The sequence below is a fragment of the Algoriphagus ratkowskyi genome, from assembly GCF_002150505.1.
Lineage (GTDB): Bacteria > Bacteroidota > Bacteroidia > Cytophagales > Cyclobacteriaceae > Algoriphagus > Algoriphagus ratkowskyi.
In genome coordinates this window covers 1-15342 of sequence record NZ_MSSV01000018.1, presented here as the reverse complement: position 1 = coordinate 15342, position 15342 = coordinate 1, and the positions used below count along the sequence as shown (strand labels likewise).

General features: G+C 40.0%; 9 protein-coding genes. 5 read left to right on the top strand and 4 right to left on the bottom strand.

What is annotated here, in order from left to right:
• Positions 1–81: 81 nt before the first annotated feature.
• Both galE and BVH02_RS16790 read right to left on the bottom strand, forming a co-directional pair.
• Positions 82–1089, bottom strand: a complete 1008-nt coding sequence (galE, locus tag BVH02_RS16795) for a UDP-glucose 4-epimerase GalE (RefSeq protein WP_086502678.1) — start codon at positions 1087–1089, stop codon at positions 82–84.
• Positions 1090–1249: 160 nt separating this feature from the next.
• Positions 1250–4354 carry a PKD domain-containing protein gene (locus BVH02_RS16790; protein ID WP_086502632.1) on the bottom strand — a complete coding sequence of 1035 codons (3105 nt, stop codon included), beginning with the start codon at positions 4352–4354 and terminating at the stop codon, positions 1250–1252.
• 162 nt (positions 4355–4516) lie between these two features.
• Between BVH02_RS16790 and BVH02_RS16785 the strand changes: the two genes are divergently transcribed.
• The 4 genes from BVH02_RS16785 to BVH02_RS16770 all read left to right on the top strand — a co-directional run bounded on the left by BVH02_RS16785 (position 4517) and on the right by BVH02_RS16770 (position 9213).
• Positions 4517–6136, top strand: a complete 1620-nt coding sequence (locus BVH02_RS16785) for an ABC-F family ATP-binding cassette domain-containing protein (RefSeq protein WP_086502631.1) — start codon at positions 4517–4519, stop codon at positions 6134–6136.
• 10 nt (positions 6137–6146) lie between these two features.
• Positions 6147–7544 (top strand): sodium:solute symporter family protein, encoded by a 1398-nt coding sequence (locus BVH02_RS16780; protein WP_086502630.1) that lies wholly within the window; start codon positions 6147–6149, stop codon positions 7542–7544.
• The gene (locus tag BVH02_RS16775) at positions 7531–8712 is read left to right on the top strand and encodes a class I SAM-dependent rRNA methyltransferase (protein WP_086502629.1); all 1182 of its coding nucleotides are present in this window, start codon (positions 7531–7533) and stop codon (positions 8710–8712) included. Before BVH02_RS16780 ends, BVH02_RS16775 begins: the two co-directional genes overlap by 14 nt.
• Before the next feature lie 66 nt (positions 8713–8778).
• Positions 8779–9213, top strand: a complete 435-nt coding sequence (locus BVH02_RS16770) for a hypothetical protein (protein WP_086502628.1) — start codon at positions 8779–8781, stop codon at positions 9211–9213.
• Positions 9214–9778: 565 nt separating this feature from the next.
• Here BVH02_RS16770 and BVH02_RS16765 read toward each other — a convergent pair.
• The gene (locus tag BVH02_RS16765; protein ID WP_086502627.1) at positions 9779–11356 is read right to left on the bottom strand and encodes an NAD(P)/FAD-dependent oxidoreductase; all 1578 of its coding nucleotides are present in this window, start codon (positions 11354–11356) and stop codon (positions 9779–9781) included.
• Positions 11357–11591: 235 nt separating this feature from the next.
• Entirely contained in the window at positions 11592–13502 is a 1911-nt protein-coding gene (locus tag BVH02_RS16760; RefSeq protein ID WP_086502626.1) for a polysaccharide biosynthesis protein, read from the bottom strand.
• A gap of 698 nt (positions 13503–14200) precedes the next feature.
• Here BVH02_RS16760 and BVH02_RS16755 point away from each other — a divergent pair.
• Entirely contained in the window at positions 14201–14830 is a 630-nt protein-coding gene (locus tag BVH02_RS16755) for a sugar transferase (RefSeq protein ID WP_086502625.1), read from the top strand.
• The last annotated feature ends 512 nt before the right edge of the window (positions 14831–15342 follow it).

Genomic DNA, 15342 nt, shown 5'->3' with positions numbered 1-15342 from the left:
AGCCTCTTTTTTTTTGTGCTTTATTTATCAAGGACACAGCTCCTAATCGAGCTTTGATACTTACATTAAACTACAGTCAGACTAAAGTGTTTTTTGCCAGTTCCAACTATCTCTCAATGAATCTTCGAGCGAATAACTTGGATGCCAATTAAGGATAGAATTGATTTTGGCAGTATCAGCCCAGATCTTCACTATGTCACCTGCCCTTTTTGGACCGATTTCAAAATTCACTTTCACACCATTCACATTTTCAAATGTCCTAATTACCTCTAAAACTGTGTTTCCATTGCCTGTTCCCACATTAAAGACATCATAGAAATAATCTTGCTGCTCTCCTAAATACGCCAGAGCTTTTACATGAGCATCTGCCAAATCCATCACATGGATGAAATCACGCACGCATGAGCCGTCTGCTGTATCGTAGTCATCACCAAAAACTGTGAGTTTCTCACGAATTCCAGCAGCAGTTTGGGTGACGAAAGGAACCAAATTAGCGGGAGTACCTTTTGGCAGCTCACCTATTTTTGCACTTGGATGTGCTCCTACGGGATTGAAATAACGTAAGGAAATCACACGGATACCAGCTTGGCTTTTTACAAAATCCATTAAAATATCTTCGCAGATCTTCTTCGTATTGCCATAGGGACTTTCTGCATCCTGTCTAGGCGTAGCTTCTGTCACAGGCAAAACATCTGGCTGACCATAAACCGTACAGGAAGATGAAAAAACCAAATCTTTGATTTGCTTGGCTTTCATAAAATCTAAGATTGTCAGCAAAGAACCTAAGTTGTTTTGATAATATTTCAGCGGTTGCATTGTACTTTCTCCGACCGCCTTGAACGCTGCAAAATGAATCACTCCAGCGAGTTCATGCTCCTCTGCAATTTGCTCCAATAAGTTTCGATCACTACAATCTCCCTTATAAAAAGTAAGTCTTTTACCAATAATTTCTTCCAATCTATCTAACACCTTGACATCGGAGTTAGACAAATCATCAATGATGATGGGTTCAAAACCTGACTTCACCAATTCAACAGCAGTATGAGAACCTATGTATCCGGCACCTCCAGTGATTAAAATCTTTTTCATTCCAGTATAAAAGTTTGCTTGGACAAAACTATCCAAATGCATCGATTATTGATTTATTTTAGGAGAAGAGTTAGTATAAAAAGCGACAAATTCGCAACAAAAAAGGAAATCTAAGGCCAAATAAGGCAAAAAAACATCGTTAGAATACAACTAATTCAAGCTACCTAATCATAACAAAATTTCCCCGCTTATCAACCGTCTGCATTTCCCCTTCTAAAGGAAAACTATACTGCATTAGAAATGTATAAGTCCCTTGGGGAGCCTCTCCCCCATTCACCAAACCGTCCCATCCCTCAGTTCCATTGTAAATTAATTGTCCCCAACGATTAAAAACCCAAAGAGAAAAATTGAGTTCACAATTGGATACTCCCTGAAATACGCCACCATCTCTAAGTGGATTGTAACCTGTAGGCATTCGCACATCAGGCGCTGTTTCCGTTACTAGGCCAGTTCCTAAGCTTACACAGCCTGAAGCATCCAAGACGGAAATAGTATAAGCTCCTTTAGCAAGACCAATAATAGTATTGGAATTCACGTTCTCCGACTCCCAATAATAAACATAGGGCGCTTTGCCTCCTCCAGGAAATGCAAATAATTCTCCATTGCTACCGCCAGGACAGGCAGGCTTAACTAATCTTACATCTACTTCTAATGCCACCGGACTGGTGATTTCAAAACTAAGTGGAATCGAACAACCATTTTGATCGACAACAATCACATCGTAATTTCCTTGAGGAACTTCATACAGATTCAACTGACTAGAGAACACTTTTTCCCCATCAATTTCAATACGATAAGGTGGGGATCCACCAGTGATCCCCAAATTCAAGACGCCATCGTTTTTCCCAAAACAACTTACTCCAGCCACACTCATTGAAGTAAGCGCCAACCGAGAAGGCTCTGTGATTTGAAGATTTTCTATCACTCGCTCACATCCCAACTGATCGATCACAGTCACCGAATAAGTTCCTACTGGCAAACCTTCTGCCGTTGCGGAATTCAGCCCTGAATCATGTGACCATATAAACTTAAGTGGACCAACTCCTCCTTTAATATCCAAATCTATTTTACCAGTGTTTTCTCCAAAGCATTTGTCATGTCCCAGGTGCTTAACGCTCACTAGAAATTCATCTGATACATTAACCTCCAAGGCAGAGGATGTTCCCTCGCAGGATTGATCCACCAAGCTGTAGGTCTTATAGCTTACTGTACCAGTCACATTTGGTGAATTCCAGCTTATTTCCACAGTTGGTTGGTCCTTTCCGGAAATAATCAACCCATCAGTCACCTCCCATTCATATCCTCGCACATATGAAACGTTTGGGACAGAATAAAAATGAGTAGTAAGTGGATCAAAACAGACATCAAGATTCCCGATTGGATCCCCAGCATCCAATATTTGATTGATTACCACGTCAAGGACAAGTGGCTCAACTAAACATCCATTGGTACTTAAAAGCTTTGCAATGATTTTCGCATTTGGATTTGCCGCACCCCACTTTACCAAAACCGAGTCTCCATAATCTTGCACAATAGTTCCTCCCTCCACTTCAAAAATGACTGACTTAATATGCTGTAGAGCTCCAAGTTTATATATTAATTCCTCCACATCTGGACAGACAGACTTTTCTCCAATGATCTCGGCTTTAGACTCCAATACTTCTACTTGGAAAGTTTCATCTTCTTGCTGATCGCAGGTGTTAGCACTAAGCGAAGCTGTAACTGTGATTTCATAAATGCCTGGTTTTTCAAATGTATGCTTCACTTCTTTACCTTCTTGAAGAACAGAGCCATCTCCAAAATCCCAAGTAAAATAGGTGAAGGCATCACTTTCAGGAGTTATACTCCAAGTCCCTTCATGGTCGAGGCAGGCGATGCGGTCTCCATCTACCTCAAAATCATATTCAGATTTGATTTCAAAGTTTAAATTATCAAGTGCTGCACCCACCACATACCCATAGGATTCTAAAAATCCGAAACCATACACATAAGCTATAAATCCCTCTGGATTTGTCAACCGATGCACACCTTTGGAAATACTTAAGCGAGCATAATAAAAGGCAGGGTTTCCCGGTACTTGAGTAAATAAAGAACCTATATTTTCTCCATCAAGAACGGTGTTGGATTGGGCACCAGCAGGAACTATAATATTCACATAATTCACTTCTATTGAGGTCAACCAGAGCGCCAAAAAATCAACTTCCTTGAGCAATTGCTCATTTGGACTATAGCTTATCATAAATGGATCACCTTGCTCAAATTTTGGATCACCGATTTGATTGCATTCTTGACTTTTCGAAAAAACTGTCACTGAGGAAGGCTTAGAGGTAGTGATAGATACCGTTTGATTGACATTAAAATTAAAGGTCAAAAATTTAGTGCTGTTGATTGTCCCTCTAGAAGCTCCATTTACAAATACTTCCGTATTGTCTTCAGAAGCCAAAACTTTCACCAGTTCTCCTGATGTTCTTCCTTCCAAAGCAACATGAATAAATGATTTCCCCCAAGTAGTAACTGGGTATGCCTGCTGAAAGAGATTGTCATTTGCACCTCCACAATCCCCCACAGAAGACCATTTATTGCCTCCAAAGACAGCGATCTTTTTACAGGAATTAGCATCATCACCAATCACGCGCACCCTAGATCCAGTTAAGTCATAACGCTCCTTGATCTGATAGCTTTGGCCTCTGTTCAATCTTATGGAAAAAGGCGGTGCCCCGTTGCTTTTAGTGATTTCTATTTGGGTATCATCCTCTGTAGCTATCACCAATAAACTACTTTCATTATCCACATTTCCATCGTATGTAACTGGATGTGTGAGTTTTTCGAAATGAGAGGTAATCAGGTAATCTTTCCCTAAAGCCCCCACTGGCAACACCACAGTACCATCGGCACTTCGAATTCGCTCATTAAAAGCATAAACTGCCAGTTTTCCAGAGGAACTAATGTAAACTCCTTTATTTTCAACCGTCCCAGAAAATCTATGATGCAAATCGGTGCCTTGAGAATCGACTGTCAATGTAAATCTCTCCCCTTTTACTAGCGATTCACTTCTAATCTGCCCAAGGTACTCTATCGTAAAAGCAGCATCCTCAACAGCTACAATTTGCAAAATTGCCCGGTCTGGCGCTCCTGGTAGAATTCTGTTGTTATCCATAAATCCCACCCAAAATTCTTTACCCGTCGTAGATATTTGCCCATAAGTAGTAAGTGCAAAAAATTGCAGTACAAGCACCAAATAAATTACAGGATAAAGTCTCTTCATTTAGAATTTAATACGCAATAAGAACTCAATATAAGGAACTGATTAAAATAAAGCGCCCCATCTAACAAAAAGGCAATTCTCACCTCTTCAAAAGCTTCTGATTCCCTCAGTCTTCAAATATATAATCCCTATCTTTGCGCCTCAAAAAAGAACAAAAATAGAATGGTATCAGTAGATAATTTATCGCTCAAATTTGGCAAACGGACACTTTTCGACGAAGTATCCCTAAAGTTCAACCCTGGTAATTGCTATGGTGTGATCGGGGCTAATGGCGCTGGAAAGTCAACTTTTTTGAAAATCCTCGCAGGTGAGATGGATAGCACGAGTGGTGCTATCAGCATCACTCCTGGACAACGTATGGCTGTTTTGAGCCAAAATCACTTTGGTTTTGATGAAATAGAAGTGCTGAAAACGGTGCTGATGGGACACAAAATCTTATATGGTATCATGGAGGAAAAAGACGCCATATACATGAAGGAAGATTTCACAGAAGAAGACGGATTGCGTGCTTCTCAGCTGGAAGCTGACTTTGCGGAAATAGATGGCTGGAATGCTGAGTCTGATGCAGCTGCGTTGCTTTCAGGTCTGGGAATTACCGAAGACCTACACTACATGCAAATGAAAGACTTGGCTGGTAATCAGAAAGTCCGCGTATTGCTAGCACAGGCACTTTTTGGAAATCCTGACATTTTGATCCTCGATGAGCCTACCAATGATTTGGATGCAGCTACTATTGAGTGGTTGGAAAACTTCTTACTTGATTTCAAAAACTTAGTGATTGTCGTTTCTCACGATAGACACTTCCTAGATTCAGTATCTACGCATATTGTGGATATCGACTTCGGGAAAATCAAAATATACTCTGGTAACTACACCTTCTGGTACGAATCTTCCCAGCTTGCATTAAAGCAGCGTTCGGATTCCAACAAGAAGTCTGAAGATAAGAGAAAAGAATTGCAGGCATTTATCGATAGATTCTCTGCCAACGTCGCCAAATCTAAGCAAGCCACGGCACGAAAGAAGATGATCGAAAAGCTGAACATCGATGAGATTGAGCCTTCGATGAGAAAATATCCTGGCATAATTTTCAAACCTGAAAGAGAAGCCGGTGATCAAATTTTCATGACTGAGAACCTAGAGTTGAAAGCTGATGGAGTGACTTACTTCACAGATGTCAATCTGATGGTAGACAAAGGCGACAAGATTGCTTTTATCTCGAAGACCAAACAGGCAGTTAATAAATTCTTCCAAACAATCATGGAGGAAATTCCAGCTTCCAAAGGAAGTATCAAGTGGGGAGTAACGATCAACAAGGCCTATTTACCAAATGACAACTCGCAATACTTCAAAACAGATATTTCTCTGATTGATTGGCTAAGACAATTTTCAGGAAACCAAGAAGAAGCTTACGTGAGAACATTCTTAGGAAGAATGCTCTTCACCGGTGAGGAATCCCTGAAGAAATGCTCAGTACTTTCTGGCGGTGAAAAAGTTCGTTGTATGGTGTCCAAAATGATGCTTCAGAATCCAAATCTTTTGGTAATGGACGAACCAACCAACCACTTGGACCTAGAATCGATCACAGCCTTCAACAATGCAATCATCGAATTCACAGGAACGGTCTTGATGTCTTCATATGATCACGCATTTGTTCAGTCATCTGCAAATAGAATTGTGGAATTCACTCCAAACGGAACGATAGACAGAAGGATGCCTTACGAAGCCTATTTGGAAAGTGCAGAAATTAAAGAGCTCAGAGAGAAGATGTATGCGAAGTCATAACATCTAATCGTTGCTACTAACTGCGATCATACTATACTTAGCGATTACTATCGCCATCGGAGCTTGGGCTTCAAAATTCGTAAAGGGATCGAATGACTTTGTATTAGCAGGTCGTTCGCTCCCTTTATTTCTTTCCGCATCCGCCTTATTTGCTACTTGGTTTGGATCAGAGACTATTTTCGGTGCATCTTCAGTTTATCTAGAAGAAGGTCTTCAGGGAGTAATCGAAGACCCTTTCGGCGGAGCACTTTGCTTGATACTTTTTGGCATGTTTTACCTCCGCCCCATGTACCGTATGGGCGTACTGACCATCGGAGACGTATTCAAAAAAATCTATGGCAATCAGGTTGAATTTCTTTCCACCGTGTTTATGGTTCCGGTTTTCTTTGGCTATGTTGCTGCTCAGCTGGTCGCGCTCAGTCTAATCTTCGGTACAGTTACCAGTTTGAGTATTACGGAGGGAATTTTGGTTTCTGCTGGAATAGTTGTGATTTACACTTTCCTTGGTGGAATGTGGGCGATTTCGATTACAGATTTTCTACAAACTATCATGATTGTTCTTGGACTGATCGTCGTAGCAGTGCTAGTGACAAAGGAGGCTGGAGGAATCGACGTTATTTTGGAATCTGCTCCTGCGGAAAGCTTCCAATTCTTCCCAGACCCGGGCTTCAATTCCTGGATAAACTACTTCGGAGCATGGATTATCCTCGGGTTGGGAAGTATTCCAAGCCAGGACATTTACCAGCGCGTGATGTCATCCAAATCCGAAAAAGTCGCAGTACAGTCCACTTATCTAGCTGGAGGATTTTACCTGACTTTTGGCCTTCTCCCCCTTTTTATTGCGCTTGGCGCAAAAGTCCTGTACCCAGAACTCTACCTGGAAAACCAACAAATGCTGTTGCCATCTAAGGTTTTGGCACATGGAGGCTTACCAGTACAAATCATCTTTTTCGGAGCATTGATTTCTGCGATTATGAGTACGGCTAGTTCAGGGGTATTGGCTCCGGCAGCATTGATCTCGGGAAACTTAATCAAGCCTCTTCTTAAAGAAAAACTTACTGATAAACATCTTCTGTGGATCTTACGATTCAGTGTACTTGGTGTAGCACTGATCTCCGTATCCATGGCTCTTCAAGATTCCAATATTTACGAGCTGGTGGCTGGAGCATCTATCCTATTACTCGTTTCACTTTTCGTCCCACTCACCACGGGACTTTACTGGAAAAAATCTTCCAAAGTTGGTGCAATCCTTTCCATGACAATCGGTATGCTTACCTACCTGGTTGTGGATAATTTGGAACCAGAAATATCTTCTCACATTTACGGATTGCTTGCAAGTGCCATTGCGATGATGGCTGGAAGCTTGCTTTTCCCTAACAAACCCCAAGTCAGCTATGAACTATCCTAAAATACTACTCAAACACGGCAAAGAAATTTCTCTAAAAAGAAGACATCACTGGGTGTTTTCTGGCGCCATTTTTCAAAAAGATGCTGACCTAGAAAACGGACAATTAGTAGCCGTTCATTCTTCGAAAGATGAGTTTCTGGGTATAGGACACTATTCCGAAGGGTCCATTATGGTTCGGATTATCTCCTTTGAAGAACGAGCAATCGACCAGGAATTTTGGAATGAGAAAATTGCTTCAGCACTCTCATTACGAATTAGCCTCGGACTTGCAGACAATAAAGAAACTAATGTCTATCGATTGGTTCATGGTGAAGGAGATTTGCTTCCAGGCTTAATCGTGGACTTCTATAATGGTACGGCCGTAATCCAAGCCCATCAAATCGGGATGCATACACATCTGAAAGAAATCGCTCAAGCAATAAAAAACACCTATGGAAACAAAATTTCGGGTGTTTATGATAAAAGTGCGGAAACTCTACCGAAAAATCTAGACATCACTTCAAACGAGTGGGTACTCGGAGAGCCTAAGACAGACTTGGTTCAGGAATATGGAGCTACTTATAAAATCGATTGGGAGAAAGGTCAGAAAACAGGCTTTTTCATCGATCAGCGGGAAAACAGAAAGTTGCTAGCCTCCTACTCTAAAGGAAAAAAGGTATTGAATACTTTTTGTTACTCAGGAGGATTTTCTGTGTTGGCCTTACAAGAAGGAGCATCTGAAGTTCACTCTGTGGACATATCCTCCAAAGCTATAGAGCTAACAGAAGAAAACATCCAGCATAATCCTAAGATCGCTGGGAAGCATGAGTCGAAGGTAGCTGATGTGGTTAAATACATTCGTGAAATAGGCGATGATTATGATGTGATCGTGCTGGATCCTCCTGCTTTTGCCAAAAATCTTAAGGCTAGACATAATGCAGTGCAAGCTTACAAGCGATTAAACGCTGAGGCATTGAAGAAAATCAAATCTGGAGGGATCCTCTTCACCTTCTCTTGTAGCCAGGTTGTAGACAAAGCACTTTTCCGAAATACGGTGACAGCAGCAGCCCTTGAATGTGGGAGAAAAGTTAAAGTTCTTCATCAAGTAACTCAGCCAGCTGATCATCCAATCAATATTTTCCATCCAGAAACTGAATACCTAAAGGGCTTAGTGCTTTTTGTGGAGTAAATTCGTAGTTTATATTTAGCAGTTAAAGTCTTTTACCTTATTTTCGTTTACTAATAAAAACACAACATGTACACAGGACTACAACATCTTCATTCGGCAATCGCATATCTAGCATTACTAGCTTTGATAGTGGTGATTATTTACATGCTTATTGGCTCTCTTTCTAACCGGGAATTCACGGAGAAAGATCGAAAAATCGGATTGATTGCTTTTGTGCTTTCTCACATACAATTATTGGTAGGATTGATCCTTTACTTCGTCAGCCCGCTAGGTTTGGAAATGTTAAAGTCAGGCTCTGCAATGTCGGATTCAGCAGCAAGATTGGTTGCCCTTGAGCATCCTTTAATTAATATTATTGCTATTGTGTTGATCAGTATTGGCTATATCAAAGCAAAAAAGCCAGGTGCATCACGTGGAAGATTCAGAAGCATTTATATGATGTATGCTATTGGACTAGTTCTGATTCTTAGCAGAATCCCATGGTCTGCTTGGCTAGGTTAAGATTTTATAATCCCAGAAACAAGAAAGAGGTAGCACGTATCGTACTACCTCTTTTTTTGTGGCTGATTTTGGGTTGATTTTTGGTTGTAAGGAAGATAGGTGTTTTTGCCTGAATGGGCGAATGATGATAAATTATCTGAAAGCTTAGCATTCCATTCCTCGGTACAAGCGATCATTTCCAAAACAACTTGGTGGACCGAGGCATGGCATCTTGATTTATCTTTCCTGGGGTTAAAACCCCAGGCTACCCATAGTTCATCTCTGAAGGGACTTTGGCTGAATGGGCGAATAATAATTCGCCCCTACCACATTCGCCAATGTTGGTGTATCACGAATGATGTGATGTTTGACTTCCATAGTGTCGTCACGAACGGAATATTGAATCACTTCACGTAAGCTTCTATCAATCGCCTTCGCCGTGGACTGTGTCTCCACAGACCACACAAATACGTCGTATTAGAATTTGCACCACCGTTCGCTTCACGAACTGTGAACCAGCTAATTCTTAGGCTTGGAAGAGGCTTCTGTATAGTACGGTGAATAATTATTCAACCGTACCCTGACATTAATTCACGTAAGCTTCTATCAATCGCTCAGCACATCTTTCACCGTCCATCGCTGCCGAGACTATCCCACCAGCATATCCAGCTCCTTCTCCGCATGGGTAAAGTCGCTTGATCTGAACATGTTCAAATGACTCACGATCACGGGGAATACGAACTGGAGAGGAAGTCCTACTTTCAAGCCCGATCAACTGAGAATCATTTGTGTAGTATCCTTTCATTTTTTGACCAAAAGCCTTGAAAGCCATTGCCAACCTTTCTGAAATAAATGCTGGAAGCACATTCCTCATTTCCACAGAATTCAATCCTGGTTGGTATGAAGTATCCAACAGACTAGAACTCACACGTTTTTCTACAAAATCCACCATTCGCTGCGCTGGAGCAGCTTGGGTTTTACCTCCAGCTTCCCAGGCTCTTTTCTCTATGTCTGCCTGAAACTCCATAGCTGCCAAAGGCCCGAATTTTTGGTATTCAGGCAAATCTTCCAATTCTACGGAAGCTACAATTCCCGAATTGGCAAACTTGCCATCACGTCTACTCGGACTCATCCCATTCACTACCAATTCTCCAGGTGCAGTGGCAGCAGGAACTATAAACCCTCCTGGGCACATGCAAAAACTAAAAACTCCTCGTTGTTTCCTCTCAAACTCTGTCTGGTGGACAAGTGAGTAGGCAGAAGCAGGAAGGTAAGGACCGCGATCTAAACCGCAGTGATATTGAATGCTATCGATGAGATTCTGACTATGCTCAATTCTAACTCCTAGCGCAAAAGGTTTAGCTTCAATTGTAATCTCTTTTTTGTGCAGTAAGTGAAAAATATCCCGCGCAGAATGACCTGTTGCAAGTATTACTCCTCTTCCAGTGATTTTCTCACCAGTATGAGTTATTACACCTTTCATCTCATTCCCTTCCAAAATGAAATCTTCCACTCGAGTTTCGAACAGAACCTCTCCTCCAAATTGTCTGATACTTTCACGAAGGTCTTCTACTAGTTTTGGTAATTTATTAGTTCCAATATGTGGATGTGCATCGACGAGAATTTCTTCAGTAGCACCGTGTGCCACCAGTATTTCCATGATTCTCCGAATATCTCCACGTTTTTTGGATCGAGTATAAAGTTTGCCATCTGAATAGGTGCCAGCACCGCCTTCACCAAAGCAGTAATTGGAATCTGGGTTTACAATATGTTCTTTGTTGATAGCAGCTAGATCACGTCGACGTGCCTTGACATCCTTACCCCGTTCTATTACAATTGGCTTCACTCCCAGCTCTATCGCACGAAGTGCTGCAAAAAGTCCCGCTGGACCAGCGCCCACGATAATTATGGGATCTTCATTGCTTACATTTTTATATTCAGCTTGGTGATCCAAAAGGGCTGGAGGAGTTTCTTTGACAAAAAGTTCAGCCTGTACATTCACTCTTACACTTCTGCCTCTTGCATCTATAGACCGCTTTACTTGCCTTGCTACTACCTCAGTAGAATCTATAGGAAGTCCTGCTTTTCTCAGCACAACTTCCTGAAAAATCGTGGGATCATAAGCCTCTTCAGGGCTCAACTGTAAATTGAATTCTTTCTTCATGAGGTAAGGTTTTTATCCTTAAAATTGACTGGACAAAGATAAGAGTTTAATAGCTACAGTAGCAGTGATCAGTCATCGGTAATTTTTATTCAAGTGAAATACCACTTGAGCTACTTTAGTATAAATAATAAAGCTACCTCCTCAGACAAAAAAGTATGAATTGTCAGTGATTTCTAATTACTGATTAAGCTTGAGGTTTAGTGTTTTATTTAAGCGCTATGTGGCTTTAAAAAAATTAATTCATCCTATCCAGCACCTCAAATCTAGACGCATTAGATATAAATTCAGGAACTATTACTTTCAAATGAGAAACCATTTCGTTTTCAGAATTTTTTATGACTAGTTCTATAAAAAGTTCTATTTGACCATTGATCTTGTGATAAGAAGATGGCTGCACCTGAGCTATCTTGATTTTAGGATGGTGGGTGATTTTAACTGTTTCAAAATCATTCAACAGCTCCTCATATAACTTCTCACCATCTCTCAAGCCTGAGAAAACAACTTTTATATCATGATCTACTTTCTTTCCAGAAAGCTGAATCATCTTATTAGCTAGATCAAGAATTTTAATAGGCTCTCCCATATCAAAAATAAATATCTCACCTCCCTCACCCATAATTCCTGCCTCCAAAACCAACTGACAAGCTTCCGGAATAGTCATGAAATAGCGGGTGATCTCTGGATGTGTCACAGTAATCGGACCTCCGTGCAGAATCTGCTTTTTAAACAATGGAATTACAGATCCATTAGATCCTAATACATTTCCAAACCGTGTGGTTATGAATTTAGTGTGATAACTTTTATGATTTCTTTCAAGATACTCATTCAGTGCTTGCACATACATTTCAGCAGCTCTTTTACTAGCCCCCATTACATTCGTAGGGTTCACTGCCTTATCTGTTGATACAAAAACGAATTTATCAACTTTAGCTAAAACCGAGATATCCGCCAAAATTTTAGTGCCTAGAATATTAGATTGAATTGCCTCTTCAGGGTATTTCTCCATCATTGGCACATGCTTATATGCAGCTGCATGAAAAACTACCTGTGGCTTGTATGCCTTAAATACTTCCTTCACCTTCTTTCTATTCCTTACATCACCAAGAACTATTTTAATAGGACAATTCGCATGATTTTCTTTAAACTCTTGCTCTACATCATATAAGGCCGACTCTGCAATATCAAATAGGATAAGTAGCTTTGGTTCATAATGGCATATCTGTCGACAAAGCTCAGATCCAATTGAACCAGCTGCTCCTGTCACCAGAATAACTTTCCCCTGTAAGTCTTCCTGTATCCTAGGATTATCCAAAATGATTTGTTCACGACTAAGTAAGTCCTCGATTTTCACCTCGCGAATCGCTCCAGCAGTCAAGCCGCCATTGATCCATTGATCCAAAGGTGGAACTATCGAAACAGAAACCTTCAATCGAAGACATTCATCAATAATTTCGTTCGTTCTCTGAACGGTAAGATGTTTCACTGCTATGATCAATTCAGTGATTCCAAATTGAGTCACCAATCTCTCAAGGTCACCTAAGCCCTTGTAAATACGCTTTCCATCAATGTTTTTTCCTTCCTTCTTCGGATCATCATCCAAAAATGCAACAGTATTGAATAGGATATTACTATCTCGCTTGATCGCTTCCTGAGCAATAATCCCTGCTTCTCCAGCTCCAAAAATTATCCCGTTCTTGAGCTCCTTTACCAAAATCCCACTCTTCAAATAAACAAACAACTCTTTTACCAGCAGTCGATAAAGAATCAGCATGAAGATTGATGAAAGACTCGCTATAATCAAGACCGATGTAGGCAGCAAAAATTTATCATTGAGGTAGCTACCATGGAAAAAGTTTAAGGACAAGAAGAGGATGAAATTGATTAATACTGTCTTGAAGATATTAGAACCATCTCTAAAACCTGTATGCCGAACAATCCCTTCATAACTACGGGTAATATGCATCACCAGCAAACCTCCTACCATGAAGGTAAAACTTCCGGCAAAAGCGTCATTTTGTTCAATTAAAACTAGCTCAAAATTGAATCGAACTAAATACCCAAACAAGGCAGAATAAAAAAGAATTAAACAGTCAAGAGTTGCGATTATCCACCTAGGAAGGATTTTCAGCCGGGTTAAAAAATTCATAGTATAAGTTTTTTCAAATAGCGCAGATAAAGACCCTTAATTTAATAACTAAATGGGCTGCAAATTAAACACTTTTCTAAACTAAGCCTAAATTTATGTTAAATATTCTTATAATATTATGAATTTTCCAAGGTTACCTTACTAATGATCTGTTCAAAACTAGAATACAGCTAACTGATTTAAAGACAGCAGATAGCTCGTCTTTTATAATTGCCGTAGAAATTCAAACGCTTTCTCCCCTAGTTCCCTTAATTCCACGTATACAAGCATAGTTTTGCCATGTAACTTCTTTGTTCTGAAGCACATTAAGCCATAAATAATGATGAGTTCTCAGATTTAAATTTACTAAAGAGCATATTTCATTTAGGTATTCTAGAAGAGAGAAATTCTACCAGTTAATTGTATTAACCTAATAAAATTTGATTTTAGTTCAGGGCAATTCGTACTATCCCTATCCACATTTCGAAAATCATAGATGAGCAAAATTACTATTGAATCTATTATTTTAATTAGTCAATAACTATTTTAGTTTGAACGCATATACTAACCCTCTGCCTTGGTTAAAACTAGAATTATATTGATCTTTACATTCTCAAGTTCACGTTATTTTACAGCTTTTGAAACTATCATCAAACACTAGGGAAACATCTAAAACAGACGAGCTCGACAATATTTCAAGTTTTATTGAATCACATGAAATGAGCGAAGTAGTAGTTTCTGAAAAGCTAACTTGGTATAATCTGAGCATAAAGCGATTCATAGATCTTTTTTGTTCTATAGGTCTTATGATCGTGATTGGCTGGTGGCTATTCCCTATTGTAGCTTTACTCATTAAACTCGATTCACCAGGTCCAATTTTTTATGTTCAAAGTCGTGGAGGAATTTACAACTCCATGTTCAACTGCTACAAATTTCGATCAATGACCATTTCTCATAAAGATGATCTCAAGCAAGCCACGCGAAATGATCCTAGAGTCACAAAAGTGGGGAGGATTTTAAGAAAAACCAGTATTGATGAATTACCACAAGTATTCAATGTGATTTATGGAAATATGTCACTAGTGGGACCCAGACCTTTGATTTTGGCTCAAAATAAAGAGAATTCCAAAATTATCGAAGGCTATGAAAATAGACATTTAGTAAAACCTGGGATCACCGGTTTGGCTCAGGCTAAGGGGTATAGAGGTGAGACCGAACTTCCAAATTCCATCTACTTCCGATTCAAACTCGATATGTATTACATTAAACATTGGAGTGTAATATTTGATCTGAAATTAATCTGGATCACCGCGAAAACAATTTTTTCGGGCGATGAGAATGCGTACTGAGTTAGAATAGAATTATATGACTATTCTCAATGATGCCAGTAAGCTATAATCCTTTGCTTTAAAGGCTGGATGAAGGTGACCGAATTGGCCTAAAAATCAGAGTTAACCCTATTCTAAAATGCTTATATCTGCTCACTGGTAAACTAGCGGATTTACAGATAGAAATAATTCATGAAGCTTTTTAAATTCTCTCCATTTATACGGTAGGCGAAGCGTCTTTTTTTAAATGTGTCTTCCCCACTTTTCGTAATCTGTCTCTCGCAACGGCGCGGCGGCGCAACGTTATTGAAAAAATCAATTTACTTGGAATGTTCAATGATCAATTTCCAAATTCAATTGACAAAGAAGTACATAGCTTTTCGGAATCAGTCTCTCGCAACGGCGCGGCGACGCAACGTTATTGAAAAACTCAATTTACTTGAATCAATTTACAAGGACTTTTATGTCCTCTGCGTGGCCTCTGCGACCTCAGCGGTTAAAAAATATTCAATGATCAATTTTCAAATTCAAGG